The sequence below is a fragment of the Kitasatospora sp. NPDC002965 genome (assembly GCF_040611255.1).
Taxonomy (GTDB): Bacteria; Actinomycetota; Actinomycetes; order Streptomycetales; family Streptomycetaceae; genus Kitasatospora.
Map to the genome: position 1 here is coordinate 41,075 of NZ_JBEXNT010000034.1, position 26,821 is coordinate 67,895.

19 protein-coding genes and 3 tRNA genes are annotated in these 26,821 nt (G+C 73.3%); 10 read left to right on the top strand and 12 right to left on the bottom strand.

Annotation, left to right across the window (positions count from 1 at the left end; genetic code table 11):
* Window positions 1-127: 127 nt before the first annotated feature.
* Complete coding sequence (gene fabF, locus ABZY91_RS16230; RefSeq protein WP_329878988.1) at window positions 128-1,390, top strand: beta-ketoacyl-ACP synthase II; 1,263 nt, start codon at window positions 128-130, stop codon at window positions 1,388-1,390.
* A gap of 98 nt (window positions 1,391-1,488) precedes the next feature.
* Here the strand turns inward: fabF and ABZY91_RS16235 are convergent, their stop codons facing one another.
* Window positions 1,489-1,983 (bottom strand): DUF3145 domain-containing protein, encoded by a 495-nt coding sequence (locus ABZY91_RS16235; protein WP_329878989.1) that lies wholly within the window; start codon window positions 1,981-1,983, stop codon window positions 1,489-1,491.
* Between the two features lie 393 nt (window positions 1,984-2,376).
* Window positions 2,377-3,405 carry an NADP-dependent oxidoreductase gene (locus tag ABZY91_RS16240; protein ID WP_355402900.1) on the bottom strand — a complete coding sequence of 343 codons (1,029 nt, stop codon included), beginning with the start codon at window positions 3,403-3,405 and terminating at the stop codon, window positions 2,377-2,379.
* Window positions 3,406-3,495: 90 nt separating this feature from the next.
* On the opposite strand from ABZY91_RS16240, the gene ABZY91_RS16245 reads away from it, so the two are divergent.
* On the top strand, window positions 3,496-3,960 hold the full coding sequence (locus ABZY91_RS16245) for a MarR family transcriptional regulator (RefSeq protein WP_355402902.1): 465 nt from the start codon (window positions 3,496-3,498) through the stop codon (window positions 3,958-3,960).
* A 159-nt stretch (window positions 3,961-4,119) separates the two neighbouring features.
* Complete coding sequence (locus tag ABZY91_RS16250; RefSeq protein WP_355402904.1) at window positions 4,120-5,670, top strand: LCP family protein; 1,551 nt, start codon at window positions 4,120-4,122, stop codon at window positions 5,668-5,670.
* A 12-nt stretch (window positions 5,671-5,682) separates the two neighbouring features.
* Here ABZY91_RS16250 and ABZY91_RS16255 read toward each other — a convergent pair whose 3' ends face one another.
* Window positions 5,683-6,606 (bottom strand): pyridoxal-phosphate dependent enzyme, encoded by a 924-nt coding sequence (locus ABZY91_RS16255; protein ID WP_355402906.1) that lies wholly within the window; start codon window positions 6,604-6,606, stop codon window positions 5,683-5,685.
* Between the two features lie 320 nt (window positions 6,607-6,926).
* Between ABZY91_RS16255 and ABZY91_RS16260 the strand changes: the two genes are divergently transcribed.
* A complete protein-coding gene (locus tag ABZY91_RS16260) occupies window positions 6,927-8,888 on the top strand; it encodes a hypothetical protein (RefSeq protein WP_355402908.1) in 1,962 nt (653 codons plus the stop codon).
* Window positions 8,889-8,947: 59 nt separating this feature from the next.
* On the opposite strand, the gene ABZY91_RS16265 is transcribed toward ABZY91_RS16260, so the two are convergent.
* Together ABZY91_RS16265 and ABZY91_RS16270 are read right to left on the bottom strand one after the other, a co-directional pair.
* A complete protein-coding gene (locus ABZY91_RS16265) occupies window positions 8,948-10,615 on the bottom strand; it encodes an IS1182 family transposase (RefSeq protein WP_355402910.1) in 1,668 nt (555 codons plus the stop codon).
* Window positions 10,616-11,006: 391 nt separating this feature from the next.
* Window positions 11,007-11,080 (bottom strand) — tRNA-Ile (locus ABZY91_RS16270).
* Between the two features lie 333 nt (window positions 11,081-11,413).
* Between ABZY91_RS16270 and ABZY91_RS16275 the strand changes: the two genes are divergently transcribed.
* Window positions 11,414-12,160, top strand: a complete 747-nt coding sequence (locus ABZY91_RS16275) for a trypsin-like peptidase domain-containing protein (protein WP_329878995.1) — start codon at window positions 11,414-11,416, stop codon at window positions 12,158-12,160.
* A 119-nt stretch (window positions 12,161-12,279) separates the two neighbouring features.
* On the opposite strand, the gene ABZY91_RS16280 is transcribed toward ABZY91_RS16275, so the two are convergent.
* Together ABZY91_RS16280 and ABZY91_RS16285 are read right to left on the bottom strand one after the other, a co-directional pair.
* Window positions 12,280-12,352: transfer RNA gene (locus ABZY91_RS16280), tRNA-Asn, on the bottom strand.
* 56 nt (window positions 12,353-12,408) lie between these two features.
* A tRNA-Asn gene (locus ABZY91_RS16285) sits at window positions 12,409-12,481 on the bottom strand.
* A 245-nt stretch (window positions 12,482-12,726) separates the two neighbouring features.
* Between ABZY91_RS16285 and ABZY91_RS16290 the strand changes: the two genes are divergently transcribed.
* The 4 genes from ABZY91_RS16290 (at window position 12,727) to ABZY91_RS16305 (ending at window position 17,854) form a co-directional block, all read left to right on the top strand.
* Window positions 12,727-13,023, top strand: coding sequence for a hypothetical protein (locus tag ABZY91_RS16290; RefSeq protein ID WP_329879033.1), 297 nt, complete (start codon window positions 12,727-12,729; stop codon window positions 13,021-13,023).
* A 156-nt stretch (window positions 13,024-13,179) separates the two neighbouring features.
* The gene (locus tag ABZY91_RS16295) at window positions 13,180-14,613 is read left to right on the top strand and encodes an FGGY family carbohydrate kinase (RefSeq protein ID WP_355402913.1); all 1,434 of its coding nucleotides are present in this window, start codon (window positions 13,180-13,182) and stop codon (window positions 14,611-14,613) included.
* Window positions 14,614-14,720: 107 nt separating this feature from the next.
* Entirely contained in the window at window positions 14,721-16,124 is a 1,404-nt protein-coding gene (locus tag ABZY91_RS16300; protein ID WP_355402915.1) for a glutamate decarboxylase, read from the top strand.
* A 542-nt stretch (window positions 16,125-16,666) separates the two neighbouring features.
* A complete protein-coding gene (locus ABZY91_RS16305) occupies window positions 16,667-17,854 on the top strand; it encodes a DUF2690 domain-containing protein (RefSeq protein ID WP_355402917.1) in 1,188 nt (395 codons plus the stop codon).
* Window positions 17,855-17,934: 80 nt separating this feature from the next.
* Here ABZY91_RS16305 and ABZY91_RS16310 read toward each other — a convergent pair whose 3' ends face one another.
* From ABZY91_RS16310 to ABZY91_RS16330, 5 genes are all read right to left on the bottom strand, one after another.
* On the bottom strand, window positions 17,935-19,146 hold the full coding sequence (locus ABZY91_RS16310; protein ID WP_355402919.1) for a sigma-70 family RNA polymerase sigma factor: 1,212 nt from the start codon (window positions 19,144-19,146) through the stop codon (window positions 17,935-17,937).
* 167 nt (window positions 19,147-19,313) lie between these two features.
* Window positions 19,314-21,221 (bottom strand): DNA primase, encoded by a 1,908-nt coding sequence (gene dnaG / locus ABZY91_RS16315; RefSeq protein ID WP_329879000.1) that lies wholly within the window; start codon window positions 21,219-21,221, stop codon window positions 19,314-19,316.
* 75 nt (window positions 21,222-21,296) lie between these two features.
* Window positions 21,297-22,607, bottom strand: a complete 1,311-nt coding sequence (locus ABZY91_RS16320; RefSeq protein WP_355402921.1) for a deoxyguanosinetriphosphate triphosphohydrolase — start codon at window positions 22,605-22,607, stop codon at window positions 21,297-21,299.
* Between the two features lie 234 nt (window positions 22,608-22,841).
* A complete protein-coding gene (locus ABZY91_RS16325; protein WP_355402923.1) occupies window positions 22,842-23,933 on the bottom strand; it encodes a GDSL-type esterase/lipase family protein in 1,092 nt (363 codons plus the stop codon).
* Window positions 23,934-24,184: 251 nt separating this feature from the next.
* On the bottom strand, window positions 24,185-25,129 hold the full coding sequence (locus ABZY91_RS16330; RefSeq protein WP_329879003.1) for a PAC2 family protein: 945 nt from the start codon (window positions 25,127-25,129) through the stop codon (window positions 24,185-24,187).
* A gap of 888 nt (window positions 25,130-26,017) precedes the next feature.
* Here ABZY91_RS16330 and ABZY91_RS16335 point away from each other — a divergent pair.
* Window positions 26,018-26,743: a GNAT family protein gene (locus ABZY91_RS16335; RefSeq protein ID WP_329879004.1), complete on the top strand. Its 726-nt coding sequence runs from the start codon at window positions 26,018-26,020 to the stop codon at window positions 26,741-26,743.
* Window positions 26,744-26,821 lie beyond the last annotated feature (78 nt).

Sequence of the window (26,821 nt, forward strand, 5' to 3'; positions counted from 1 at the left end):
CTGACATCGGCCGGCTCCCTCCGAGTCGGCCGACCCGCCGGCCGGGACGCCCCACCGGGGCGCCCGGCCGGGCTCACCTTCGGCCGCCGCCGACCGCCCCCCGCACGATGTGAGAGAAGAAGATCCAGTGACTGAAAACCGTACCGTGGTCGTCACGGGTATCGGCGCCTTCACGCCGCTGGGCGGCGACGCCGCCACCACGTGGGAGAACCTGGTCGCCGGGCGCTCCGGAGTGGCTGCCCTGACCGAGGAGTGGGCCGCCGACCTGCCCGTCCGGATCGCGGCGCGCACCGCCGTCGAGCCCGGTGAGATCCTCCCCCGCCCGCTGGCCCGCAAGCTGGACCGATCGGCGCAGTTCGCCCTGATCGCCGCCCGCGAGGCCTGGGCCGACGCCGGCTACGAGACCCCGGCCACCGACGAGTCGTCCAAGCTCGCCCCCGAGCGCCTGGGCGCGGTCATCGCCTCCGGCATCGGCGGCGTGACCACCCTCCTCGACCAGTACGACGTGCTGAAGGAGAAGGGCTCCCGCAAGGTCTCCCCGCACACCGTCCCGATGCTGATGCCCAACTCCCCGGCGGCCAACGTCGGCCTGGAGGTCGGCGCCCGCGCGGGTGTGCACACCCCCGTCTCCGCCTGCGCCTCCGGCGCCGAGGCGATCGGCTACGCGATCGAGATGATCCGCACCGGCCGCGCCGACGTCGTGGTGGCCGGCGGCACCGAGGCGGCGATCCACCCGCTGCCGATCGCCGCGTTCGCCAACATGATGGCGATGTCCAAGAGCAACGACGACCCCCAGCGCGCCTCGCGCCCGTACGACAAGGGCCGGGACGGCTTCGTGCTGGGCGAGGGCGCCGGCGTGGTCGTGCTGGAGTCGGTCGAGCACGCCGAGGCCCGCGGCGCCCGGATCTACTGCGAGGCGGTCGGCCAGGGCCTGTCCTCGGACGCCCACCACATCGCGCAGCCCGAGCCGACCGGCGCCGGGGTGGCCCGCGCGCTGGCCGACCTGTTCGAGCGCAACGACCTGGACAAGGCCGAGATCGTGCACGTCAACGCGCACGCCACCTCGACCCCGCAGGGTGACACCGCCGAGCTCAAGGCGCTCCGCAAGGAGCTGGGCGAGGACCTGAACCACATCGCCGTCTCGGCCACCAAGTCGATGACCGGTCACCTGCTGGGCGGCGCCGGCGGCATCGAGACCGTCGCCACCGTGCTGGCCCTGCACCACCGGCTCGCCCCGCCGACCATCAACGTCGACGAGCTGGACGACGACGTGGACGCGGACATCGTCCGCGACGAGCCCCGCAAGCTGCCCGAGGGCCGGATCGCCGCGCTGAACAACTCGTTCGGCTTCGGCGGCCACAACGTGGTGCTGGCCTTCCGCACCCGCTGACGCCCGGCACGTCGAAGGGGCCGGCACCCACCCGGTGGGTGCCGGCCCCTTCGGCACGACCGGTCGGCGTCCTCGGACGCCGGTTCGGCGACGGCGGCTCAGACCACCTGGTGCAGCCAGCGCACCGGGGCCCCCTCGCCGGCGTACCGGAAGGGTTCCAGCTCGTCGTCCCAGGGTTTGCCGAGCAGCATCGCGATCTCGGACTCCAGGTCCGCCCCCTCGCTGCGGGCTCGCAGCAGGACGGCGCGGAGCCGGTCCTCGGGGATCAGGATGTCCCCGTGGATGCCCGTGACGGCATGGAAGATGCCGAGCGAGGGCGTGCTGCTGTACCGCTCGCCCTCCGCCGTGGCGCAGGGCTCGCTGGTGACCTCGTACCGCATCAGCTGCCAGCCGCGCAGTGCGGAGGCGAGCTTCGAGGCCGTACCGGGCTCCCCCTGCCAGGAGAGCTCGGCGCGCCAGTGTCCGGGCGAGGCCGGCTGGCGGATCCAGTCCAGGTTCACCCGCACACCGAGCACCCCCGCGACGGCCCACTCGACGTGCGGGCACAGCGCGCGGGGCGCGGAGTGGACGTACAGGACTCCACGTGTCGTCACCGGGACCTCCAGGCTGTGGACGAGGGTCGCCTTCCCCAGCTGCCTCGCGTTCGTGCCTGCGGTTGATCCACAGTTACCCACGTTAGCCGACATTAAGCCACTAAATTGAGCAAAACGGACAGGCTTTCGCTCAATGCTAGTCGAATCCTCAACGAGGTCCACCCCTCGGTCGGATCTCTCCCCCGAACGGCCCCATCGCCAGGCGGGAACACCGTACCGCGCCGCCCCGCACCATGGATGACGCACTTTCGGATCAGGCCGGAATGCGGTAGTGCGGCCGGATCCCCTCCGCCGGGTACGCAAACCGCCCCGCGCGCCCGGCCGGGGTTCCGGCGGGCGACGGGGCGGTGCGGGGGCGGCGGGGTGCAGCCCCGGGCCGCGGCAGACGCGGCGTCAGGCGTCCAGCCGGACCACCATCTTGCCGGTGTTGGCGCCGCGCAGCAGGTCCAGGAACGCCTCGGCGGTGTGCTCGAAGCCGTCGACCACGGTCTCCTCGTGGCGCAGGCTCCCGTCCTTCAGCCAGCCGGCGACCTCGGCGACGAACTGCGGCTGCAGTGCCGCGTGGTCGCCCACCAGCATGCCCTCCAGGCGCAGCCGCTTGCCGATCACCAGCGCCAGGTTGCGCGGGGCGGCCGGGGCGGTGGTCTCGTTGTACTGGGCGATGGCGCCGCAGAGGACGGCCCGGCCGTGTGCGCCGAGCGCGCCGATCGCGGCCTCCAGGTGGTCACCGCCGACGTTGTCGAAGTAGAGGTCGATGCCGTCCGGGGCCGCCAGCGCGAGCTGCTCGCGGACCGGGGCGTCCTTGTAGTTGAAGGCGGCGTCGAAGCCGTACTCGTCGACCAGCTTGGTGACCTTCTCCGCCGAGCCGGCCGAGCCGACCACGAGCGAGGCGCCCTTGAGCCGGGCGATCTGGCCGACCATCGAGCCGACGGCGCCGGCCGCGCCGGAGACGAAGACCCGGTCGCCCTCCTTGAGGCCGCCGACCGCCAGCAGGCCCGCGTACGCGGTGAGGCCGGTCATGCCGAGGGTGCCGAGGTAGGCGGAGAGCGGCGCCGCGGCCGGGTCCACCTTGACCGCGCGCTGCGCGGGCAGGGTCGCGTACTCGCGCCAGCCGAGTCCGTGCAGCACGGCGTCGCCCGGGGCGAAGCCCTCCGCCTCGGAGGCGACCACGTAGCCGACGGCGCCACCGTCCATCGCCTCGCCCAGCCGGAACGGCGGGACGTAGGACTTGACGTCGTTCATCCGGCCCCGCATGTAGGGGTCGACCGACAGGAAGGCGTTGCGGACCAGGATCTCGCCCGGGCCCGGGCGCCGGACGGGCGCCTCGACCAGTGCGAAGTCGGTCGGGACCGGCCAGCCCTGGGGGCGGGCGGCGAGGTGCCATTCGCGGGCGGTGGCGGGCGCTTCCTGCTCGGCGGCCATCGAAATACTCCCTACATGAAAGGTTGAGTCAGTGAAGTAACAATGGACATGAAAGGTTCATGTTGTCAACTTTTCAGGTAGACTACGGGCATGGATACCAAGCCGACCCGGGTCGCCACGCCGCAGCCCGACGAGATCACCCGTGAGGTCGTCGACCTGATGGCCAATCTGGTCGCGCTCTTCCACCGCGAGTACGAGGAGGCCGCCGCCGCCCGCTCCCTCACCGGAGCGCAGGCCAAGGTCCTCGCGCTGCTGCGGCGCGGGCCGATGCCGATGCGCCAGATCGCCCAGACGCTCAGCTGCGAGCCGTCCAACATCACCGGCATCGTCGACCGGCTGGAGTCGCGCGGCTTCGTGACCAGGCAGGCCGACCTGCAGGACCGCCGGGTCAAGCTGGTCGCCGCCACCGACACCGGCGCCACCGCCTCCGAGGAGCTCCGCGAGTCGCTCAACTTCGCCCGCGAGCCGCTGGCGGCGCTCGCACCCGAGGAGCGGACCCAGCTGCGCGACCTGCTCAGCCGCATGCTCACGGGCGCCGCCGGCCCCGGTGCGTGAGGAGCATCACAGGCCAGGTGGCCGGTCCGGCTGAATTGGCGGCCGATCGGAGGTAACCGAACACTCCCCCGAAACGTCTAACTCTCGAAGACCAGACACGGCCCGTCCGGCGGACCGTGCGGGTGGGAACCGAGAACGGACAACAGGGGGACGGGGCGGATGAGCAGCAGCACGCGCCGGCGGCGCATCATACGGACGGCGATAGGACTCGCGGCCGTGCTGGTGCTGTCCGTGGCGGGCGCAGGCGCCTGGTTCTACCACCGGCTCGACACCAACATCACCACGTTCGACCCGGGCGGCGTCGCCACCGAGCGCCCGCCCGCACCCGTCCCCGCCACCCCGGGCGCCTCCGTCCCGGTCAACGTCCTGCTCCTCGGCTCGGACACCCGCAACGACGGCAACGCCGACCTCGGGGGCGGCGACGAGGGCGTCGGCCACTCCGACACCACGATCCTGCTGCACATCTACGCCGACCGGAAGCACGCCGTCGGGGTCTCCATACCCCGCGACGCCCTGGTGACCATCCCGTCCTGCCGGAAGCCCGACGGCAGCTGGACGACCGCGCGGACCAACCAGATGTTCAACGAGTCGTTCACCGTCGGCGCGTCCCCCAAGGGGAACCCGGCCTGCACGCAGAACACCGTCGAGGCCATGACCGGCCTGCGGATCGACCACACCATCGTGGTCGACTTCAAGGGCGTCGCCGCGATGACCGAGGCGATCAACGGCGTCGACGTCTGCATCCCCAACGACGTCAACTCGCACGACATCAAGCTCAGGAAGGGCATGCAGAAGATCTCCGGCCAGCCGGCCGTGGACTACCTGCGGGCCCGCTACGGCTTCGGCGACAACTCCGACATCGGGCGGATGAAGCGCCAGCAGGCCTTCCTCTCCTCGATGATCCGCAAGATCCAGGGCCTCGGCTTCTCCCTCCCCACCCTGCTCCCGCTGGCCGACGCGGCCACCCGCTCGCTCACCGTGGACGAGGGCCTGGGCACCGCGATGAAGCTGGTGGACTTCGCCCAGTCGCTGCAGCAGATCAAGCTCGCCGACATCACCTTCGTCACCGCCCCCTGGCGGTTCTCCACCGCGAAGCCGGGCCGGATCGACCTCGTCCACCCCGACGTGGACACCCTCTGGCAGCTGCTGCGGGAGGGCCGCACCCTGGACGGGCAGAGCACCGGCCAGGTCGCCGACACCTCGACCGCCGTGCCGTCCGACGCGTCGTCCCCCTCGGCCGCCGCGCCGACCGTCGCCCCCACACCCCTGACGCCCGAGCAGGCGGCCGTGCCGATCACCGTGATCAACGGCGTCGGCACCTCCGGGCTGGCCGGCCGGGGCTCCGAGACGATCCTCGGCAAGGGGTTCCGGAACGTCGCCCTCGGCGCCACCCAGGGCGGCCGGCTGCACACCGAGATCTCCTACGACCCGCCGTTCAAGGCCGCCGCCGAGCAGGTCGCCCAGCTCTTCCCGCAGGCCCGGCTGGTCGAGGAGCCCGGCTCCGAGGGGATCACCGTGATCCTCGGCCGCGACTACCGCCCGGCCGCCGGCCCGGCCGGCACCGCCCCGGGCGTTCCCGGAGTCCCGGGTGTCCCCGGCGGCGCGGCGGCGACCCCCTCCGCCCCGCTGCCGACCGGCGTCCCCACCGGCATAGCCGAGAACAGCCGCACCGCCGACATCGACCCCTGCTTCGACCTGACCTTCGGCTGAGCCGGACGAGCTCTAGGGTCCCTCCACCGGGTCGGGCAGCCCGGTGACCACGGCGGTCAGCCTGGTCCCGGGCGGGAAGGCACCGGCCGCCGCCAGGCCGTACAGGGCGGACAGCAGTTTGGCCACGTAGCGCCGCTCCAGGGCGACGCCGTGCCGCCGCTCGAAGCCGGCCGCGAACTCCTCCAGCGCGGCCGGCACCCGCCCGTACCCGCCCCCGTGGTGGTCGTGGTCGATCCGCCAGTCGGCGAACTCCCGCCCGTACGCCTCCCGGTGGAGCCGGGTCACCTCGTCCTCCAGGTAGCCGGCCCCGCCGCGCAGCACGGCCACGCCCAGCGCCCGAGCGCCCGGGGGCAGCCCGGCCGCGATCCCGGCCAGCGTGCCGCCGGTCCCGACCGGGCAGCAGACCACGTCCCGCTCCCCGAGGTCCGTCAGCTCCGCCGCGACCGCCGCCGCACCGCGGGCCGCCAGGGCGTTCGACCCGCCCTCGGGCAGCACCAGGCACGGCCCGAAGCGCCGTTGCAGGCCGGCCGCCACCACCGGGTCCGTCCCGCAGCGCCCGGCCGCCTCCCGGTACTCGGCCCGGGGCAGGAACACCAGCTCCATCCCGGCCGCCTCCGCGGCCCGCAGCGACCAGTTCCGCGGCGCGCGCGCCAGCTCCTCGCCCCGGACCAGCCCGACGCTCTCCAGTCCGAGCGCGCCGGCGGCCACCGCGGTCGCCCGCAGGTGCGTCGAGTAGGCACCGCCGAAGGTCAGCAGCCGGGTCTCGCCCCGCTCGGCCGCGGCCTCCAGGTTCGGCGTCAGCTTCCGCCACTTGTTCCCCGGCACCAGCGGATGCGCCAGGTCGTCCCGCTTGAGCCGAAGCTCCACGCCGACCCGCGCCAGCGCCTCGTCGGGACAATTCACGAGGGGTGTCGGCAGCTGTGCGGGTGCGAGCATCCGGTCAGGATACGAGGCCCTCCCGACCCCGCCTGGCAGGCCCATATCAAGGGGAGGTCAAAGGCGGAAAACAGCCCGTCCCCCGGGCACCCCCCGTGTGCTGCGCACACCCACCCATGATTCACACTAGTAGCGGTCGGGATATTCATACTGACCGCTCGATATTCTCAAGTTATCAGCATAATTGTGGGGGAAGCATGTCGATCGCGACACCCGTCAGATCCGCGGACATCCCGGAAAAGACGGGACAGGAAGCTGCCGGGCGGAGGCAGCTTCCCGTACTTCCGGGTGCCCCCCAGCTTCGCCTCGTCGCGGCGCTGGTGCTCCTTCCTCCGCTGTTCCACCTGGTCTCGGCCGACCTGCTGACCTTCGCGCTCGTCTGGTTCGCCGCCGCGTCGCTGATCCGCTCGCAGAGCACCGCCCTCGACCGGCTGATGATCTCCGGCGGCCTGCTGATCGGCTGGGCCTGCGCGCTCAGCCTGCTGACCAGTTACTGGCCCTGGGGCCTCCACCCGGTGGCCCTGGCCGAGGCCACCGCGATACCCCTGGCCGCCGTCGTGCTCGTGCAGGGCCCCCGGCCGGCCCGCCGGCGCGCCCCGCTCCGCGCCCTGCTCCGCCGACTGGTCCCCACCCGGGACTTCCCGCTGCTGCTCACCGTCGCCGCCGCGGGCGCGTTCCTGCTGTACCCGATCCTCCGCCGGGACGCCATCGACCGCCTGGCCACCATCATCACGGCGGAGGACCTCGCCCGGCACGCCGCGCTCTACGACACCATCCTCCGCCTGGGCGGCCTCACCTCCCTGCACCAGACCGAGGCCGCCGAGACCGTGACACTGGGCCTCGGCACCTACCCGCAGGGCAGCCACCTGACGATGGCGGTGCTCACCAGCTTCCTCCACGGCGGCACCGCCCGGGGCTCGGGGCTCGCCCAGATCTCGCTCTTCGTCGCCCTGTTCGCCGTCGTCACCGCCGGTCTCACCGCCGCCCTCCTCTGGGCCGTGCAGCGGGCCGCCGGCCCGGCGCTGCGCGGCTGGCGGGGCCTGGCCCTCGCCGTACCGATGGCCGTCTACCTGGTCGTCGCCGAGCTGCCCCGGATGCACGGCCGCGGCTTCCTGAGCGAGATCTTCGCCCTCGGGCTGCTCGCCCTGCTGGTCGCCCTGGCGATCCGGCCGCTCAGCCGGACCCGGGAACAGGTCGTGGCGCTCGGCGCCCTGGCGGTCGGCGTCTCCTTCGGCCACTACCTGCTGCTGCCGGTGGCCGCCACCACGGTGCTCGCCTGGGCCCTCGTGCACTGGCGCGGCTGGCGCCGCCACTGGCCCACCGTGCTGGCCACCTCCCTGGCGGCCGGCGCCCTCGTGCTGTTCCCCCCGTTCGTCAACGCCAAGTCGGCCGGTTCGGCGGACGTGCTCACCCTGCCGGGCGGCATCGGCCCGGTCGGCCGGCACCTGCTCCTGCCCGTCGTCGTGGCCGCCTTCGCGGCGCTGCTGACCCGGCGTTCGCTCGCCAACAAGCCCCGCCGGGTCGCCCTGATCACCCTCGCCTCGGTCTCGGCGCTCTGCTTCGGCGTGATGGAGTACCAGCTGATCACGGTCGGCTCGACCTCCTACTTCTACGAGAAGATGATCCACCAGCTGCTGGTGATCGGGGTGATCTGCTTCGGCGCCGCCCTGCTGCCGATGCTCGGCCGCCGGGTGATCGCCGGCCGGAGCGACCCGGCGGCGCCGGGTGCGCACCGGGCCCCCTCGGCCCGGTTCCGCCGCGGGCTGGCCGTGCTGACGGCCACGGGCTGCCTGGGCTTCACCGTCCTCAGCAACGCCAACCCCGAGGTCGGCCTGCAGGGCTGGCAGGGCAGCCCCGGACGGGCGCTGCTGCGCGGCGAGGGCTCCCGCCCCGGGATCGCCGAACGGGTCGCCGTGATCGCCGCCCACCACCCCCAGGACGGCCGGGTCGCGGTCTCGCTCGCCGGTACCCGCGCCTGGAACGAGCCGATCGAGGACTGGGGCTCGGCCGAGGACAACATCTGGCTCAGTGTGATGAACCGGAACCAGGGCCGCGCCTGGGAGCCCTGGGCCTGGTCGCTCACCCGCCGCAGTGCCGAGGAGATCGTGAAGTTCACCGAGGCGTCCGCCGCTCCCCTGCGGTTCTACGTCGACGACACCTCGCCGCTGGTCGCCGACCTCAAGGCGCTGTCGGCCGGCGGCAAGCACCCGGCCCTGGCGTTGTCCGTCCTCAAGCGTGACGGGCACGGCGCCCTGACCGTCCAGCCGGTCAAGCTCGGCTGAGCCGCGCGGACACCGCACCGAAGGCCGTGGGGCCGCCACCGGACACCGGATGCTGTTGGTTAATTCGCCCCGCTGGGTTTCGACTCGGCGGGGCGAAGCCGTGCGAAATGGCTGGTGCGGGTGCGGGCGCGGGGTGTTTCGGTGAGGTGGGCATCGATGCGGGCGAGGTTGATGGCGGCGCCGGTGAGTTGGTGCTGGAGGCTGGTCTTCGCGAGGCCCTGGTAGCGGGATCTACGCAGGCCGCAACGCTGGACACCTTGGGAGATGGTGCCCTCGATCCCGGCGCGGATCTTGTAACGGTCCTTCCAGGCGTCGGTGTGCTGTTCGGCGCGGGCGGCCTGGCGGGCGGCATACTCGTCGCGGGGCTGGAGGGTGAGCTCGCGGCGTTGAGCTTTCGGGGAGCTGGTGCAAGCGCGCAGGTCAGGGCAGGTGCGGCAGTCAGCGGGATTGAACCGGACCCGGATGACAGGCAGTCCGGTCTGCGAGCGGCGGGGATGCCACTGGGTGCTGGTGATCCCGTTCGGGCAGGTGGCCTGCCGATGGTCCCAGTCGAGGGTGAACGCGTCCCGCCGGAACAGAACGTTCTTTTGAAGACTGGTGTCGGTGGCCATGGGCCCGTGCAGCGCGACGCCGTGGTCACGGTCGGCCGCGAGTACCTGTGCGGCGTTGGGATAGCCGGCATCGACCCAATGCTCACCGGGTAGGCAGTCCCGCGCGGCGAGGGAAGCGTGAATCGCCCCGGCCATCACGCTGTCCGCAACGGTGGCATCGGTCGTGGCCACGTTCGTGATCAGGTTCGGGGCATCCGGCTCGCAGGTCTCGGTGAGATGGGCCTTGTATCCGTCCCACAGGATGTCGCGTTTCTTGCTGCCCCTGGCCTCGGGGTCATAGGGCGTGACCAGGCGCGTCGCGCCCGGCGGGCGGTCTTTTGGGTCCCGTCGCCTCACCTCGTCCCCGTCCTGACGGAAGTGCTGGACCCACATCCGTCGCAGGATCTCCACCTGCTCCAGCTCCCGCAGTCCGGCCGGTGCCTGGGGCGAGAAGACGGCCTCAAGCAGTCGCGTCCCGTCCGTGCCGATCCGTCGGCCGATCTCCTCCCGTTTGGTGGGGGCCTTGGGGAACCGGGAGTCCTCGGCCCGGGTGGCGTAGTGCCGGAACCAGTCCGGCTCGGCGATCTCCACCAGCCAGTCGGGGGCAGCCTGCGCGAGCGTGTTCAGTGCCGAGCGGAGCGTTTCCGCGACCATCTCCAGCCAGCACAGCTCCCGTGCCGCGCATTTCACATGTGTGGAGTCGGTGCGGGCCCGGCCAGTGGTCTTGAGCAGCCCCTTCTCCCGGGCCGCGTTCAAGATGCCGTCCAACACCCGCCTGCCCGCCTCCGCCTCGACCAGACGGTCCCGGAACTCCGACAACACCGAGAAGTCGAAGCCCGGATCAGTCAGTTCCAGCGCAAGGGCATATTTGAAGTCGATCCTTGCCCGCACCGCCTCGGCGGCCTGCCGGTCGGTGAGCCCCTCGACGAACTGCAACACCAGCACCAACGCCAGCCGTCCTGGTGACCAGGCGGGTTTCCCCCACACCGGGAAGAGGTCCGCGAACCCCTCGTCGGTGAACAGCACACCCAGCTCATCCCGCACCCGGATCGCCAGGCTCCCCTTCGGGAACGCGGCCTGCGCCACCCGCACCGTCTCCGCCGGAATCTCCCCCGGCCCCTTCGGCTGCATAGACATCGACACCCACCCCACACGACAACGTCGGCTCCCACGACCACAACCGGGTCATGGGAGCCGACGTCACGCACGGCCCCGAATTAACCAACAGCATCCGGACACCGGTGGCGGCCCCACGGCGTCGTGACGCCCGGACAGGGGCACGGAGGGCCGGAACCGGGCCGCAGGGCCGCGGACAGGCGGGCGCAGGCAGCCGGACGGCGGAGCATCGGAGCGCGGAGCGTCGGAGCGGGGCCGGAGGTACGGCGGCCGGGCGTCAACGCGCCCCCGGCGCGGACCTGTTCGAGTGATTCCCGGCCTGTCGGTGCGGTCGGCGGTGCCGCCGGTCACTAGAGTTCGTGCAGATGACCGCACCTGGTCAAACCCGGCACTCCGGGCGAAACGGCGAAGGTGGGGCGGGTGGGACTCGAACCCACGACCAAGGGATTATGAGTCCCCTGCTCTAACCGGCTGAGCTACCGCCCCGGTTCGCAGCACGCGACGGGTCACCCGGTCGCGGCAGCAGCAGACGGCCCCGAAAGGCCGTCCCGGGCAGCATAGCCGGTCGATCACCCGTGGTGCGCGCCGGGGGCGCACATGGGTGCGCGCAGTTCGACGGCGAAGCGGACGGGCCGACAGGCCCCCCGAACGGCGGGAACCGCCGGGACGACCGGCCCCCGACCGAAGGGGCCGGCGGGCGGATGACGGGGCGTGGGACGGCGACGGTGGCGCAGCCCGGCCCGGCCTGATAGATCTTCCTCACGAACGGCGGAACGCACGAACCTCGATGCCCGCCCCGAGGACGAGACGGAGCCCCCGATGGACTCCCGCCCGGTACGGCCCGCGCGCGCGGCCAGAACGGCCGCGACGGCCGCCCTGCTGCTCGCCGCAGCCATCGCCTGCGGCGGGAGCGGGCAGGAGCGGACGGCCGACGTGGCGCCGCCGAACCCGGCCGGGGACCGGGTCGGCACCCTCTCGATCCGCACCCCGCAGGGGCCCCGCGCGTGCACGGCGAGCGTGGTGCAGAGCCCCGGGCGCAATCTGCTGGTGACCGCCGCGCACTGCGTGCAGAGCCGCCGGATCGGCCTGCTGGACGGCCTGGTGTTCACCCCCGGCTACCGCAACGGGTACTCACCGTACGGGAGTTGGCCGGTGGAGTCGGTCACCGTCGATCCGCGCTGGGCGTACGACGACGATCCCGAGTACGACGTGGCGTTCGTCACCGTGCGGGCGGTCGGAGGCCGGGAGGTGGAGGACGCGGTCGGCGGCAACCCGCTCGGCACCGGCCAGGGCTTCGGGCTGGCGGTGTCGGTCACCGGCTACCCCAACGAGCAGGACGAGCCGATCACCTGTTCGGGCCTGACCAGCTCGCAGAGTCCCACCCAGGAGCGGTTCGACTGCGGCGGCTACACCGACGGCACCAGCGGCAGCCCGTGGGTCACCACGACCGGCCGGGTGATCGGCGTGATCGGCGGCTACCAGGAGGGCGGCGAGACGCCGGGCACCTCGTACAGCGTGACCTTCGACGACCGGGTCACCGAGCTGTACCGGCAGGCCACCGAGTGACACCGCTCACCCCGGCGGGAACGCCCGGGAACGCCCGGGAACGTGTCGGACAACACGAAGGCCCCCCGGTCTACCGAGGGGCCTTCGCTCTGAGCAGTCACCGGGCGGACCCGGTGAAGCTCCCGCAATTGGACTCGAACCAATAACCTGCCGATTAACAGTCGGCTGCTCTGCCAATTGAGCTATGCGGGATCGCGGTCCTTGCGCACCACGAACGGGACGACGACCCAGGAGGGCCGGCACCCGAGCTCCCCCAATTGGACTCGAACCAATAACCTGCCGATTAACAGTCGGCTGCTCTGCCAATTGAGCTATGGGGGATCAAGCTTCCGCTCCGGCCCCCGGTCTCCCGGGCTCCTCGGCGCTCGCTGCGGGACATACATTAGCGCACTCGGGGGGGTGGTCCGCCAATCGCTTTCCCCGGCAGCCCCGCCGGCGACCCCGCCCGGCGCGCCCGACGCGCGCCCGGCACACCGCGCGGGAGATGCTGGGGTCACCGACGGTTCACCGTCCCGACGGACGGGTAGGGCAATGCGGCAATGGCCGCCAGGAGAGGGTGGAATCCGATCATGTGGAAGCTGTCGTTCGGCGTCGGACTCGCGACGGGCTATGTCCTGGGCACGCGGGCCGGGCGCCGACGCTACGAGCAGATCGCCAGGATCACCCGGCAGGTCGCCCAGAACCCCAAGGTCCAGGGCGCGGCCGACAAGGCGAAGCAGCAGGCCGGCGCGGTCGCCGGAAAGGCCGCCGGGGCCGTCGCGGACAAGGTCGGCGACCGGCTCCCGAACGCCGTCACCGACCGGGTGCCGTACCTCAGCCGGCCCAAGGCCGAGGACGACAGCTGGGGCACCTCCCGGCCGTGAGACCGGCGGTCCGCGGGCCCGTGGACCCCACCCGTGACGGGTGGGTGACACGACGGTGACGGCCCGCCGTACGCCGCCTCCCGGACGCGGTACCGAACGGGCAACACTTCCCCGGTCGGGCCGCGTCCGGACGGCCGCTGAGGCATGATCTCGACTATGGCCATCGTCGCGGGGATAGACAGCTCGACGGGTCGCACCCGGATCGTCGCGTGTGACTCCGGGACCGGCGCGGTACTGCGGTCCGGCAAGGCACCCCACCCCGTACCGGACGACCCGGACGCCCGGCCCGGCGAGGCCGACCCGCAGATCTGGCTGCACTCGCTGGGCGACGCCGCCGCCGGCGGCCTCCTGGAGGGCGTCCGGGCGATCGGCGTCAGCGCGCAGCAGCACGGGATGATCGGCCTGGACGCCGGCGGGGTGCTGGTCCGGCCCGCCATCCTCTGGAACGACCCGCGCTCCAGCGGCGCCGCCGCCGCCCTGCTGGACGCGCTCGGCGGCCCGGCCGCCTGGACCGCCGCGATCGGCGCCGTCCCCGCCCCCAGCTACACCGTCGCCAAGCTGCGCTGGCTGGCCGAGTTCGAACCGGCCAACGCCCGGCGGATCGCCGAGGTGCTCCTGCCCCACGACTGGCTCGTCTGGCAACTGCTCGGCCACCCCAAGCGGCGCACCACCGACCGCGGTGACGCCTCCGGCACCGGCTACTGGTCCCCGATCAGCGGTGAGTACCGGCAGGACCTCGTGAAGCTCGCGCTCGGCCACGAGCTGCGGCTGCCGCACGTGCTCGACCCGGCCGAACCCGCCGGACACACCCCCGAGGGCCTGCTGATCTCGGCCGGCACCGGCGACAACATGGCCGCCGCGCTCGGGCTCGGCCTCGGCCCCGGCGACGCGGTGGTCTCGCTCGGCAGCGCCGGCACGATCTTCGCCGTGCACGAGCGGGCCGTGGTCGACGCCACCGGCCTGGTCTCCTCGTTCGCCGACGCCACCGGCCGCCACCTGCCGATGGTCGCCACCCTGAACGCCGCCCAGGTGCTCCGCTCCACCGCCGCCCTGCTCGGCTGCGACCTGGAGGGCCTCAGCGACCTGGCCCTGCAGTCCTCCCCCGGCGCGTACGGCCTGGTGCTGCTCCCCTACCTGGACGGCGAGCGGACGCCCGCGCTGCCGCACGCGGCCGGCACCCTGACCGGGCTGCGGGCCGAGTCGATGGCCCCCCGGCACCTGGCCCGGGCCGCCGTCGAGGGCATGCTCTGCAACAGCGCGGACGCCCTGGACGTACTGCGCGCGCAGGGCATCGAGGTGAAGCGGGTCTTCCTGCTCGGAGCGACCGGCCGGCTGCCCGCCGTCCGGCAGATCGCGCCGCAGCTGTTCGGCGTCCCCGTCGTCGTCCCGCCGCCCGGCGCGCACGCGGCCCGCGGCGCCGCCAGGCAGGCCGCCTGGGCGCTCGCCGGCACCCCCGAGCCGCCGCGCTGGGAGCTCCCGGAGGCCGTCACCGTCACCCCCGACGCCGAGCAGGACCTGCCGATCGGCTCGGGCGTGCGCCAGCAGTACCGGGCCGCCCGCGATCAGATCCACCCGGAGACGGCCGGCTGAGACGTCCCACCCCCGGGTGGTGGACCGCGGCGCGCGGATGCGCCGGCCCCGAGCCGGTGGCAGGTTGGGAGGGGACGCGGCCACCGGACGGAAGGGCGGCAGATCCCATGGCACTGCACAAGGGGGCCGGAGACGACCGCCGGCTGACCGTCAACCCGTTCGTCGGCGCCGCCGACCCGCTCGGCGGGATGGAACTGGCACCGCCGCTGCACCGGCTCTCCGACGGCCCCGTCCCCGCCGACACGGCGTACCAGCTGATCCACGACGAGCTGATGCTGGACGGCAACGCCCGGCTCAACCTGGCGACCTTCGTCACCACCTCGATGGAGGTCCAGGCCACCCGGCTGATGACCGAGTGCCTCGACAAGAACATGATCGACAAGGACGAGTACCCGCAGACCGCCGAACTGGAGCGGCGCTGCGTGGCGATCCTCGCCGACCTCTGGCACGCGCCCGACCCGGACACCGCCGTCGGCTGCTCCACCACCGGCTCCAGCGAGGCCTGCATGCTGGCCGGCCTCGCCCTCAAGCGCCGCTGGATGCGCCGCAACGCCGAGCGCTACGCGGCCGGTGCCCGGCCCAACCTCGTGATGGGCGTCAACGTCCAGGTCTGCTGGGAGAAGTTCTGCACCTTCTGGGAGGTCGAGGCCCGCACCGCCCCCATGGAGGGCGACCGCTTCCACCTCGGCGCCGAGCAGGCGGTGGCGCTCTGCGACGAGGACACCATCGGCGTGGTCGGCGTGCTCGGCTCGACCTTCGACGGCTCCTACGAACCGGTGGCCGAGATCTGCGCCGCCCTCGACGACCTCCAGCGGCGCACCGGCCTGGACGTCCCGGTCCACGTGGACGGCGCCTCCGGGGCCATGGTCGCCCCGTTCCTGGACGAGGACCTGACGTGGGACTTCCGGCTGCCCCGGGTCGCCTCGATCAACACCTCCGGCCACAAGTTCGGGCTGGTCTACCCCGGAGTCGGCTGGGCGCTCTGGCGCGACCACGAGGCGCTCCCCGAGGAGCTGGTGTTCCGGGTCAACTACCTGGGCGGCGAGATGCCGACCTTCGCGCTGAACTTCTCCCGGCCCGGTGCCGAGGTGATCGCGCAGTACTACACCTTCCTGCGGCTCGGCCGGGGCGGCTTCCGGGCCGTGCAGGGAGCCTGCCGGGAGGTGGCCACCTACCTGGCCGGGCGGATCGAGGCGCTCGGCGGCTTCCGGCTGCTGACCCGGGGCGACGAGCTGCCGGTCTTCGCCTTCACCACCACCGGTGACGTGCCGTTCGACGTCTTCGACGTGTCGCGGCGGCTGAGGGAGCGCGGCTGGCAGGTGCCCGCCTACACCTTCCCGGCGAACCGCGAGGACCTCTCGGTCCTGCGGGTGGTCTGCCGCAACGGGTTCTCCCGCGACCTCGCGGACCTGCTGCTCGGCGACCTCGAACGGCTGCTGCCGGAGCTGCGCAGCCAGCCGGTCCCGCTGAAGGAAATGGGAGTGCCGGTCCGGTCGGGCTTCCACCACTGACGGCCCCGCGCCGGCGGCGACGCAGGCGGCAGGCGGACGACGGACGTCAGGCGAACGACGGACGTCAGGCGCGACAGACGCGGTAGGCGGACGACGGAACGGTGCGCTCGGGCAAGCGCTCGACCCCGCGCAGGGGGTGAGTGTCGCGGCGGGGAGGGCTGCACTGAAGCATCCTCCCCGCCGCGCGTCCCTGCGGCCCGGGGCAGCCTCCCCCCGTGAGGCTGCCTCGTTCCGATGGGGGTCAGGGATCGCCGATCGTCCGGCTTGTGACGGACATGTCCGGACGAAGCGCCCGGACGGTGAATCGGACCGACCCGAGAACAATGCCCCACGGACACATGAATGTTCGAGCGTCAGCCGGGGTTGTGAGACACTTCCGTCCGTCTCAGCTCCAGGACCTGGGGTTTGGGACGCCGGGCCGCTGAGGTTGGAGACGCCGCTGACGTCGGGGGAGACGGACACGCCCGCCCACAGCCCGGGCCGGTGGCCGTCCAGGCCCCGCCGATCCCGCCGCCCCCGGCCTCGGATGTTTGGAAGACCTCATGGGTTCCGCCTGGAAGAAGCTGCCGGACGAACTGTCCGCTCCCGCCAGACGCCTGACGGAGGAGCTCCGCGCCGTCAAGGACGTGACAGGGCTCTCCCTGTCCGAACTGGCCGCCCGGACCCACTACAGCCGGGCCTCCTGGGAGCGCTGGCTGAACGGCAAACGGATCGTCACCGAGCAGGCGCTCGAAGCACTGATCGGGGCGGTGGAGTGCAACGGGCCGGCACTCCGGGCGCTCTGGGAGGCGACGGCGGCAGCGGAGCTCGCCGGGGAGCCCAGCGATGGGCGCACCGGAGCGGAGCCTGAACCGGCGTCGGGCCTGACGGCTCCCGGAGCCGCTGCGCACCCGGCGTCAAAGGACACGGCCGAGGACACGGACCGGGCCGTCTCACCGGCGGCGGACGCGTCGGAGCCCACCGCCGGAGTCACGACGGACCCGGAGACCACGGCGGCGACGGAGACCGCCGGGTCGCCCGAGGACGCGGCGGACCCGGAGGACCCGGCGCCCTCGGAGGCAGGGCCGGGGACGCCCCGCGCCCGCCGGACGCCGGGGCGGCAGATCGCGCTCGTCGCCGCCGTGGCGGCGGCGGTGGTGCTGCTCGTGCTCGCCGGCATGCGGTACTCCTCGGGCGACGGCAGTGAGCCGACCGCCGTCGCCGAGCCGGCCGTGTCCTCGTCCACCCCCGCCAAGACGGCCCCGACGGTGGCCGCCTGTCAGGCCGTCGGCTGCTCGCACAAGGACCCCAAGGCCACCGGCTGCGGCGCCGACGCACGGACCGTGCAGACCACCAACATCGGCAAGGTGGTCGCCTACCTCCGGTACAGCCAGAAGTGCCAGGCCGCCTGGGCGGCGATCACCGAGGGCCAGCCGGGCAACCAGGCGGTCGTCACCACCAGCGCCGGCGAGACGGAGACGGCCCTGATCCACTGGGGGTACGACAACTACTCGGCGATGGTGAACGCGGCGGATCCGGCCGTCACCCTCCAGGTCTGCGGCCACCAGTCGGCGGGCGTCTCCTGCACGAACGGCGTCTCCGACCTGGCCCGGCTGGTCGCGTCCACGCCGATCCCGATCGGCCCGGCGTCCCCGCCCCCGGCGATGGCCTCCGCACCGGCCGCGACGGCCACCGAGCCCCCGGCCGCCGAGCCCGCCTCCGCGGCCCCGTCCCCGGCGGCCACGCCGTAGGGCACCTCGCCCGGATCCTGTCGGACGGCCCCGCCGGCCCGGCAGGATCCGGGAAGCCGGCCCCGAGGAACGGGACCGGGCTAGTCGAGGTAGCCCCGGAGCTGGGCGGCGAAGGCGTGGTCGCGGAGCTTGACCAGGGTCTTGGACTCGATCTGCCGGATCCGTTCCCTGGTCACGCCGAACAGGGTGCCGATCTCCTCCAGCGTGCGCGGCCTGCCGTCGTCCAGGCCGTAGCGGAGCTGCACCACCTGGCGCTCGCGCTCGCCGAGGGTGGCGAGCACCGCCTCCAGGTGCTGGCGCAGCAGCAGGAAGGTGGCCGACTCCGCGGGTGAGGCGGCGTCGGCGTCCTCGATCAGGTCGCCGAGCGCGACGTCGTCCTCCTCCCCGACCGGGGTGTGCAGCGAGATCGGCTCCTGGGCGAGCCGGAGCAGCTCCCGGACCCGCTCCTCGGTGAGGTCCAGGACGGCGGCGATGTCGGCCGGGCCCGGCTCGATGCCGCGCTCCTGCAGCAGCGAGCGCTGCACCCGGATCACCCGGTTGATCAGCTCCACGACGTGGACCGGCACCCGGATCGTCCGCGCCTGGTCGGCCAGCGCACGGCTCATCGCCTGGCGGATCCACCAGGTCGCGTAGGTGGAGAACTTGTAGCCGCGGGCGTAGTCGAACTTCTCCACCGCCCGGATCAGGCCCAGGTTGCCCTCCTGGATCAGGTCCAGCAGGGTCAGGCCGCGGCCGACGTAGCGCTTGGCGACGGAGACCACCAGTCGCAGGTTGGCCTCGGTCAGCCGGCGCTTGGCGATCCGGCCGGTCACCACCAGGGTGTCCAGTTCACGGGCCAGCGGGTCGGCGGGCGGCGGCTCCCGGTTCAGCCGTTCCTCGGCGAACAGGCCGGCCTCGATCCGGCGGGCGAGTTCGACCTCCTCGGCCGCGGTGAGCAACCGGATCCGGCCGATCTCGCGCAGGTACTGGCGGAGCAGGTCCGCGGCCGGGCCGCTCCCCTCGGGGGCAGCCCGGCGCTCGGGCGCGTCCTCGGCTTCGGGGTGGCCCGCCGGGAGGCCCTGGGCGGGGATCCGGGCACCGCCCGGGGGTGGTGCCCCGGCCCGCCCGTGGTCCGCGGAACCGTCGGGGCCGTCGAGCCCCCCGGCGCCGTCGGGTCCCTCGACGCCACCGGGGCCTTCGACGCCGTCAGGGTCTTCGACGTCGTCGGGACGGCCGGGACCGTCGGAGGCCCCGTCCTGGGGGGCGAGCGGTTCGTCGGTCGGCTGAGCGGTCGCGGCAAGGCCTCGGTCCACGGGCATCCCCTCGGGGCGGGCGCGACTCTGGCGGACCCGCGCTGTACGGAGGTGGGACGCCTTCCAGTGTGCGGCACGCCACGCTCCGTGGCCGAGACTCGTGCGCGGACTTTCTGAGCGCGGTCCGCCAGGATCGGCGCGCGTCGGCCGCCGGGGCCCCGACGGCGCTACAGCGCGGCCGAACCCCTGCTGCGCAGCTGCTGCCCGTACTGCTGGAGCTGCCACAGCTCGCTCTGCACGGCGTGCAGTTCCTCGGCGGCGGCCCGGTTGCCGAGCCGCTGGAGGTGGGCCCGGACCTCGTTCACCCGCCGGTCCACGGCCAGCAGCCGCAGCTTGACGAGGAACTCCCCCGCGTAGATGGCGTCCACCTTGCGGCGCGAGCGCACCGGCTCCACGGTCAGCTCGGTGACCAGCGAGCGCACCTGGTCGTCCGGGCAGGCCTCGCGCACGGTGCTGGTGAAGTCGGCCAGTGTCGCCCCGTACGCGGCGCCGCCGGCCTGCCCGATCGCGCGGCGCACGGCGGTGTACGGCGGGGTGGGGAACTCGTCCTCGGCGTAGTTGTCGAAGGCCGGGGCGACCAGGTCCGGGTGCTGGAGCGCCAGCTTGAGCAGCTCGCGCTCGACGAACTGGGCCGGGTCGCGCGGGTTGACCGTGAAGACGGGGCGCGCCGGGCGGACCGGCTGCGACGGGTCGGGGCGGCGCTGCTGGCCGGTGCCGCGCGGGTTCTGCTGGCGTTCGCGGTCCCAGCGGGCCAGCTGGGAGACCCGGCGGACGACGAAGGGCTCGTCCAGGATGCCGAGCATGCCGGCCAGCCGGACGGCGTACTCGTGCTGGATCGAACGGTCCTTGATCTTGGCGACGATCGGCGCCGCCTCCTCCAGGGCCGCCGACCGACCTTCGGGCGTGTCCACCCGGTGCCGGGCGACGGCCGAGGACAACGCGAACTCGAAGAGCGGCACGGGGTTGTCGATCAGCTCGCGGACCGCCTCGTCGCCCTTGGCCAGGCGCAGGTCGCACGGGTCCATACCGCCGGGGCTGACCGCGATGGAGGTCTTGGCGGCGAACTTCTGGTCGTCCTCGAAGGCGCGCAGCGCGGCCTTCTGGCCGGCCGCGTCGCCGTCGAAGGTGAAGACGGTCTCGCCGCGGTACTGGGAGGTGTCCATCAGCAGCCGGCGGATGATCTTGATGTGGTCCTCGGCGAACGCCGTCCCGCAGGTGGCGACCGCGGTGGTGACCCCGGCCAGGTGGCAGGCCATCACGTCGGTGTACCCCTCGACCACCACGGCCCGGCCCGACTTGGCGATCTCCTTCTTCGCCAGGTCGAGGCCGTACAGGACGTGCGACTTCTTGTAGATCGGCGTCTCGGGGGTGTTGAGGTACTTCGGCCCGTTGTCGTCCTCGCGGAGCCGGCGGGCGCCGAAGCCGATCACCTCGCCCGCGATGTCGCGGATCGGCCAGACCAGCCGGCCCCGGAAGCGGTCGATCAGACCACCGCGCTGGCCCTGCGAGGCCAGACCGCCGAGCAGGATCTCCTTGTCACTGAAGCCCTTGCCGCGCAGGTAGCGGACCAGGTGCTCCCAGCCGACGGGGGCGTAACCGACACCGAAGGTCTTCGCGGCCTCCTCGTCGAAGCCCCGCTCGGAGAGGAAACGGCGGCCGATCTCGGCCTCCGGGGAGACCAGCTGCTCCTGGTAGTAGGCGGCGGCCACCTTGTGCGCCTCGACCAGCCGGGTGCGCTCGCCCTGCTGGTGACGGGGGCTGTAGCCGCCCTCCTCGTAGCGGAGCGTGATGTTCGCCTGAGCGGCCATCCGCTCGACGGCCTCGGCGAAGGTGAAGTGCTCGATCTTCATCAGGAAGGCGATGGTGTCGCCGTTCTCCTGGCAACCGAAGCAGTGGAACACGCCCTTGGCGGGGTTGACGTAGAACGAGGCGGACTTCTCGTCGTGGAAGGGGCAGACGCCCTTGTACTCGCCGCCGCCACCGTTGGTCAGCTGTACGTAGTCGCCGACCACCGCATCGATCGGCAGTGCGCTCCGCACCGCCTGTACGTCTTCGTCCCTGATCCGCCCGGCCACCCCGGAAGTCTACTGGGGTGGCCGGGGTTTCCCGGGGCCGCTCCCCATCCGGTCCGGTGGCGGGCCCCGGCGGGCTCAGGTCCAGGCCGCCCCGACCAGCTTGCCGTGGAGGGCCAGCGCCGAGGCGTCGGTGAGGGTGGCGATCTGGTCGATCACCGCGCGCAGGGCCCCCCGGTCGTCCTCGGCCTCGTGGTAGAGCGCGGCGAAGACCGGGTCCAACCCCTCCGGCGCGCGCTCGTTGAGGACGTACGCCAGCTCGGCGATCACGATCCGCTGACGGGCCCGGAGCTGGGCCTGCTCGTCGCGCTGCATCACGAACCGGACGGCGACCGCCTTGAGCACCGCGCACTCCAGGCGGACCTCGCGCGGCACCACCAGCTCGGCCTCGTACCGGGTGAGCCGGCCGGGGCCGTAACGGGCGCGGGTCGCCTGCTCGGCGGCGAAGCAGAAGCGGCCGATCAGCTGGCTGGTGAGGTCCTTCAGCCCGGCCCGGGCCCGGGCGGTGCCGTCGTACGCCTGGGGCCACCACTCCTGCGCGAGCAGCCGGTCCAGGGCGTCCGACAGCTCCTCCGGCTCGGCGTCCGTGGCGTAGCGCTCGGCGACCTTGAACAGTTCGGCGCGCTCGCTCGGGGCGAGCAGCGCGGCCGGGTCGATGTGACCGGCCTGGAGGCCGTCCTCCACGTCGTGGGTGGAGTAGGCGACGTCGTCGGACCAGTCCATGACGGTGGCCTCGAAGCACTTGCGCCCGGCCGGGGACCCGGCCCGCAGCCAGCGGAAGACCGGCAGGTCGTCGGCGTAGACGCCGTACTTGGGCGAGGCCGGGTCGTTGGGGTGCGCGCCGTGCGTCCACGGGTACTTGGTGGCGGCGTCCAGGGCCGCGCGGGAGAGGTTGAGCCCGACGCTGCGACCCGGCCAGGGGGCCAGCCGGGCGGGTTCCTCGTCCTGCGGGGCGAACCGCTTGGGCTCCAACCGGGTCAGGATGCGCAGCGACTGCGCGTTGCCCTCGAAGCCGCCGCAGGCCTCGGCGGCCTGGTCGAGCGCCTCCTCACCGGTGTGGCCGAACGGCGGGTGGCCGATGTCGTGGGCCAGGCAGGCGGTCTCGACGAGATCCGGGTCACAGCCCAGCGCCGCGCCCAACTCCCTTCCGACCTGGGCGCATTCCAGCGAGTGGGTCAGCCGGGTGCGGGGGAAGTCGCTGCGCATCGGGGCGACCACCTGGGTGGTGCCGGCCAGCCGGCGCAGGGCGGCGGAGTGGAGCACGCGGGCGCGGTCGCGCTGGAACGCCGTCCGGCCCGGGCGTTTGTCCGGTTCGGGCACCCAGCGGGCCTCGGCGGCGTGGTCGTACGGGTTCGGGGTGGTGGCGAGGCGGTGCGTGGTGTCGTCCATATGCCCTTCACGGTACGCCGAGCCCCCGACACCGGAAGTGTGCCGCGCGCGACGGGACGCGGGCCGGGGCGTGAACGCTCGGCCGCCCGCGGAAGGGCCCTCCCGGGCCCTCCCGCCGCCCCTGCCGCAGCCACTGGCCCACGGCCCGGCACGTTCACGAGCCTGCGCCTTCACGAGCCTGCGCCTTCACGAGCCTGCGCCTTCACGAGCCGACAGCCGATGCCCGGTGCCGGTTCAGCCGCGGACCGCCCTGAGGACGGCCGCCGCGGCGCCCTCCTGTCCCTTGGCGTTGGGATGGATCCCCGCCAGACCGGGCGCCGGGAACGGCGGCTCGACCCAGCGGGCGGCCTCACCCGCGCACATGTCGTGGCCGGACGAGGGCGCGGCGAGGTCCACGAAGACCGCGCCCGCCGCCTCCGCTCGCCGCTTGAGCATGGCGTTGAGCTGCTGCTCCTTCTCCACCAGGAAGCCCAGATCACCCCCGGCGACGGTCCTGCCGAGCACCGGGACGCAGACGGCCGGGTCGGCCGGCAGCAGCGAGGGGTAGCCGACCACGTAGACCTTCGCCTGCGGAGCGCGGCGCTTGACCTCCTTCAGCGTCTCGCCCAGCCGTTCACCGGCCGCGTCCACCTTGCGCTGCACCTGGTCGGCACCGTCCGACGCGGCGTAGTGCTCGCGGCACGGTGCCGGCGCCCGGCCGGAGCCGACCAGTTCCTTGACCGCGTCGACCAGGTTCTCCTTGGCGCACTGGGTGACGACCTCCATGAACCCGGCGTCGTTGCCGCCGATCCCCACGGTGACCAGCCGGGTGGCCGGTTCGATCGCGTCCAGCTGCGGCGGATTGGTGCCGCTGCCCGTCTCCTGGGAGCCGGTCAGGTCGCCGGTGCGGGCCCCGCTGCAGCTGGCGTCGCGGAACTGACCGCCCGCCAGGCCGAGCGCCTTGGCCACCAGGCTGGGGTAGTTGACCGTCGAGCGGGCGCAGCCCTTCGGCTCCCCCGCCTGCGGGCTGATCTTGAGCCCCGCGGTGTACGAGTCGCCGAGCGCCACGTACGGACCGGTCGGTGTCGGGGTGGGGGTCGGCGTGGCCGACGCCGCCCGGTTCGCCTGCGGACCCCCCGGTACGGCGGCGCCGACGGCGGTGTCCGCACCTCCGGTGCCGGAGCAGGCGGTGAGCAGGACGGCGGCGAGTCCGACGGTCAGGGCACCTGTCAGGGCCCTCGGTACGGCCCGTGACGGGTCGGTCTGCGGCGTGGCGGACGGAACGGTCGACGACGAGCCCGACCGGGCGCCGGTGGGCGCGCCCTTCGGGCGTACGGACAGAGGCACGGGATCCCCCCGGGTAGGAGCCGTTGGCGTTCTTCCTACGACGGCCCGTCCCCCGGGCACCGCCATCCCAACGGACGGAGACGCCGGATCGATCCCGCCGGAACCGGCGGATTCCGGCGCCTCCCTACCGTGCCCGTCCTTCGGGGCCGTGCCCGTCTCTCCGGAGGGTATTCCTCACCCCCGGAGGGGCATTCGTCACCCCCGGGCGGCGTCCGCCGGCCCGGGGGCTCGCACTGCTCCGGGGGCTTTCGCTACTCCGGACCGCGCTCGTGCTCCGCCAGGAACTGCTCGAACCGCCGGCCCAGCTCGTCCGCCGACGGCAGGTCCACCGGCTCGGCCAGCAGGCTCTCCCGGCCCTCGGCGCCCGCCACCGCGTCGTACTGGCCCTCCATGCCGCGGATCGCCGAGCGCAGGTCGCCGTCCCCCTGCGACAGCTGGTCCTCGATGTCGGCGTACACGCCGTCGACCTGCTCGCGCAGTTGCGTGCCGGGCAGCACCAGCCCGGTGGCGGACTGCACCGCCTCCAGGATGAGCACCGCGGCCGCCGGGTACGCCGTGCGCGCCACGTAGTGCGGCACGTGCACGGCGAAGCCGAGCACGTCGTGCCCGGCCTCGGCGAGCCGGAACTCCAGCAGGGCCTGCGCGCTGCCGGGCACCTGGGCCTGCTCGAACCACTGCGGGTAGCCGGCGGCGAGGTCGAGGCGGTTGCCGTGCGGGGTCAGACCGACCGGGCGGGTGTGCGGCACCCCCATCGGGATGCCGTGGAAGTCGAGCGACAGCCGGACGTCGAACCGCTCGACCAACTCGCGGACGGCCGCGATGAACCGCTCCCACTCGACGTCCGGCTCGGGCCCGGTGAGCAGCAGGAACGGCGAGCCGGCCGCGTCGTGGACCAACTGGAGCAGGATCTCCGGCGGCTCGTAGGAGGACCAGTGCTCGCGGTCGAAGAGCATCGCGGGGCGGCGGGCGCGGTAGTCCACCAGACGGTCGTGGTCGAAACGGGCCACCACCTGGGGCTCCCCGGCCTCCAGCAGGTGGGTGACCACCTGGCCGCCGGCCTCTCCGGCGTCCATGAAGCCCTCGAAGTGGTGGAGCAGCACCAGACCCGCGCCGGTGTCGGCCAGCGCGGCCCTCGCCGCGGCCACGGCGGCCACGCCCTGCTGATCCAGCTCGTACAGCGCCTGGGGATCACGCACCGCGTACCCACACCCCGCTCTCTACTCGGTCTCTAGCTACTCGTCGGACTCGTGCCGGTTCTCCTCGTGCAGCGTGCGGCGCTCCGCCGGAATTCCCGCTGCCGGGATTCGCCTCCCCGGCTGCGGGACTCCCCCCGTTCCGCTGCCCGGAATCCTCCCGCCGCACCGACCGGACGACCGGGCTGACCGGGCCGACCGGGCCGACCGGGCCGACCGGGCCGCCCACGACGGCCCCGGAACGCCTCCGCGGCCTTCCGCCGGTCCCACTGTGGACTCCCGCGCCTTTCCGGCCACCGCCCGCCCGCGCCCGCCGCCGTCCCGCGCCGCCCGCGAGCGCTCGGCGCGCCCCCGGAGGGCCGACTCGACCATGATCGCACCCGATGGGAAAAGCCCTGGTCAGGGGCGGCTGAACGGCCCGTCGAGGCAGCCCGCCGCCGCACCCGGCGGCCATTCGTGTGCTGCGAAGTGACGCACCGCCTTCTGGCGGGTATCGTCCTCTCGCTGCCTCGCATCGTCGCGTCGTCGTCACGTCGTCCGTAACGCCGTCGATCACGTCCCGGCCCGGTGCTCGGCCAGCCACCTACGACGCATCTTGCCTTCACCTGGCCGCCTGTTTCCCTTCGCGCTCTCGTATCCTCATCGGCCATCTCGCGGACGCACACTGTCCCCTCGCTCATCCCGCCGGACCGGTCCGTGGACCCGTGTCCGTTCCGGCACCGCGCTGCCCGTCTCCGGGCCGCCGCCCCCCCCACCCCGCCCGACCGGACCTCCGGCGTGCGCGGGTGCCGGCGGGCGGACCTCCGGGGCGGGGCGAAAAGTCCACTGCTCGGCCCGCGCGCACCCAGGCACGGGCCGGCATCCTCCGACCGATGAAGGACCGAAGGTTCCGTGCCCGTACCTCTCATCCTCACCGGCCGCACCGTGCGGCTGGAGCCCCTCGCCGCGCACCACGCCGAGGCCATCGCCCAGGCCGGCGCCGAGGACCGTACGACCTACGCCTTCACGCCCGTCCCGCACGGCCTGGAAGCGGCCCGCGAGTACATCTCGCGGGCCCTCGCCGACCAGGCCGCGGGCCGGTCGCTGCCGTTCGCGACCGTGAGCCAGGCCGACGGCCGGGTCGTCGGTTCCACCCGCTTCCTGGAACTCGACTACTGGCAGGGCCCGCTGGTCTGGCCCCCGGCGCCGGGCGTGCCCTTCGGCGACCCGGCCACCGCCGTGCCCGACGCCGCCGAGATCGGCAACACCTGGCTCTCCCCGCGCGCCCAGGGCACCGGCATCAACACCGAGGCCAAGCTGCTGATGCTCCGGCACGCCTTCGAGGTGTGGGGCGTCCAGCGGATCTCGCTCCGTGCCGACGCCCGCAACCAGCGGTCGCGGGCCGCCATCGAGCGGCTCGGCGCGACCTCGGAGGGCGTCCGGCGGGCGCACTCGCGCGGGCTCGACGGAGTGGTCAGGTCCACCGCGTTCTACTCGATCCTGGACGACGAGTGGCCCGCCGTCCGCGACATCATCGAGTTGCGGATCGCCGCCGCCACCTCGCCGAGCGCCCCGGATCCGGCGATCAACCAGGAGTGCCTTAGACACGGCGGCAGCGGGCACCTGATCACGGCCTGACGCGGTGGTGGGGGGCGGGGGGGGGGGCGCCGGGGGGGGGGGGGCACCGCCCCCCCCCCCCGGCGGGCGGGGGGCGCC

Excerpts from the sequence above, each read along its gene's own strand:
- ABZY91_RS16240 (WP_355402900.1), bottom strand. The coding sequence starts at position 3,405 with ATGGCCGCCGAGCAGGAAGCGCCCGCCACCGCCCGCGAATGGCACCTC.
- ABZY91_RS16245 (WP_355402902.1), top strand. The coding sequence starts at position 3,496 with ATGGATACCAAGCCGACCCGGGTCGCCACGCCGCAGCCCGACGAGATC.
- ABZY91_RS16250 (WP_355402904.1), top strand. The coding sequence starts at position 4,120 with ATGAGCAGCAGCACGCGCCGGCGGCGCATCATACGGACGGCGATAGGA.
- ABZY91_RS16255 (WP_355402906.1), bottom strand. The coding sequence starts at position 6,606 with ATGCTCGCACCCGCACAGCTGCCGACACCCCTCGTGAATTGTCCCGAC.
- ABZY91_RS16265 (WP_355402910.1), bottom strand. The coding sequence starts at position 10,615 with ATGTCTATGCAGCCGAAGGGGCCGGGGGAGATTCCGGCGGAGACGGTG.
- ABZY91_RS16275 (WP_329878995.1), top strand. The coding sequence starts at position 11,414 with ATGGACTCCCGCCCGGTACGGCCCGCGCGCGCGGCCAGAACGGCCGCG.
- ABZY91_RS16295 (WP_355402913.1), top strand. The coding sequence starts at position 13,180 with ATGGCCATCGTCGCGGGGATAGACAGCTCGACGGGTCGCACCCGGATC.
- ABZY91_RS16300 (WP_355402915.1), top strand. The coding sequence starts at position 14,721 with ATGGCACTGCACAAGGGGGCCGGAGACGACCGCCGGCTGACCGTCAAC.
- ABZY91_RS16305 (WP_355402917.1), top strand. The coding sequence starts at position 16,667 with ATGGGTTCCGCCTGGAAGAAGCTGCCGGACGAACTGTCCGCTCCCGCC.
- ABZY91_RS16320 (WP_355402921.1), bottom strand. The coding sequence starts at position 22,607 with ATGGACGACACCACGCACCGCCTCGCCACCACCCCGAACCCGTACGAC.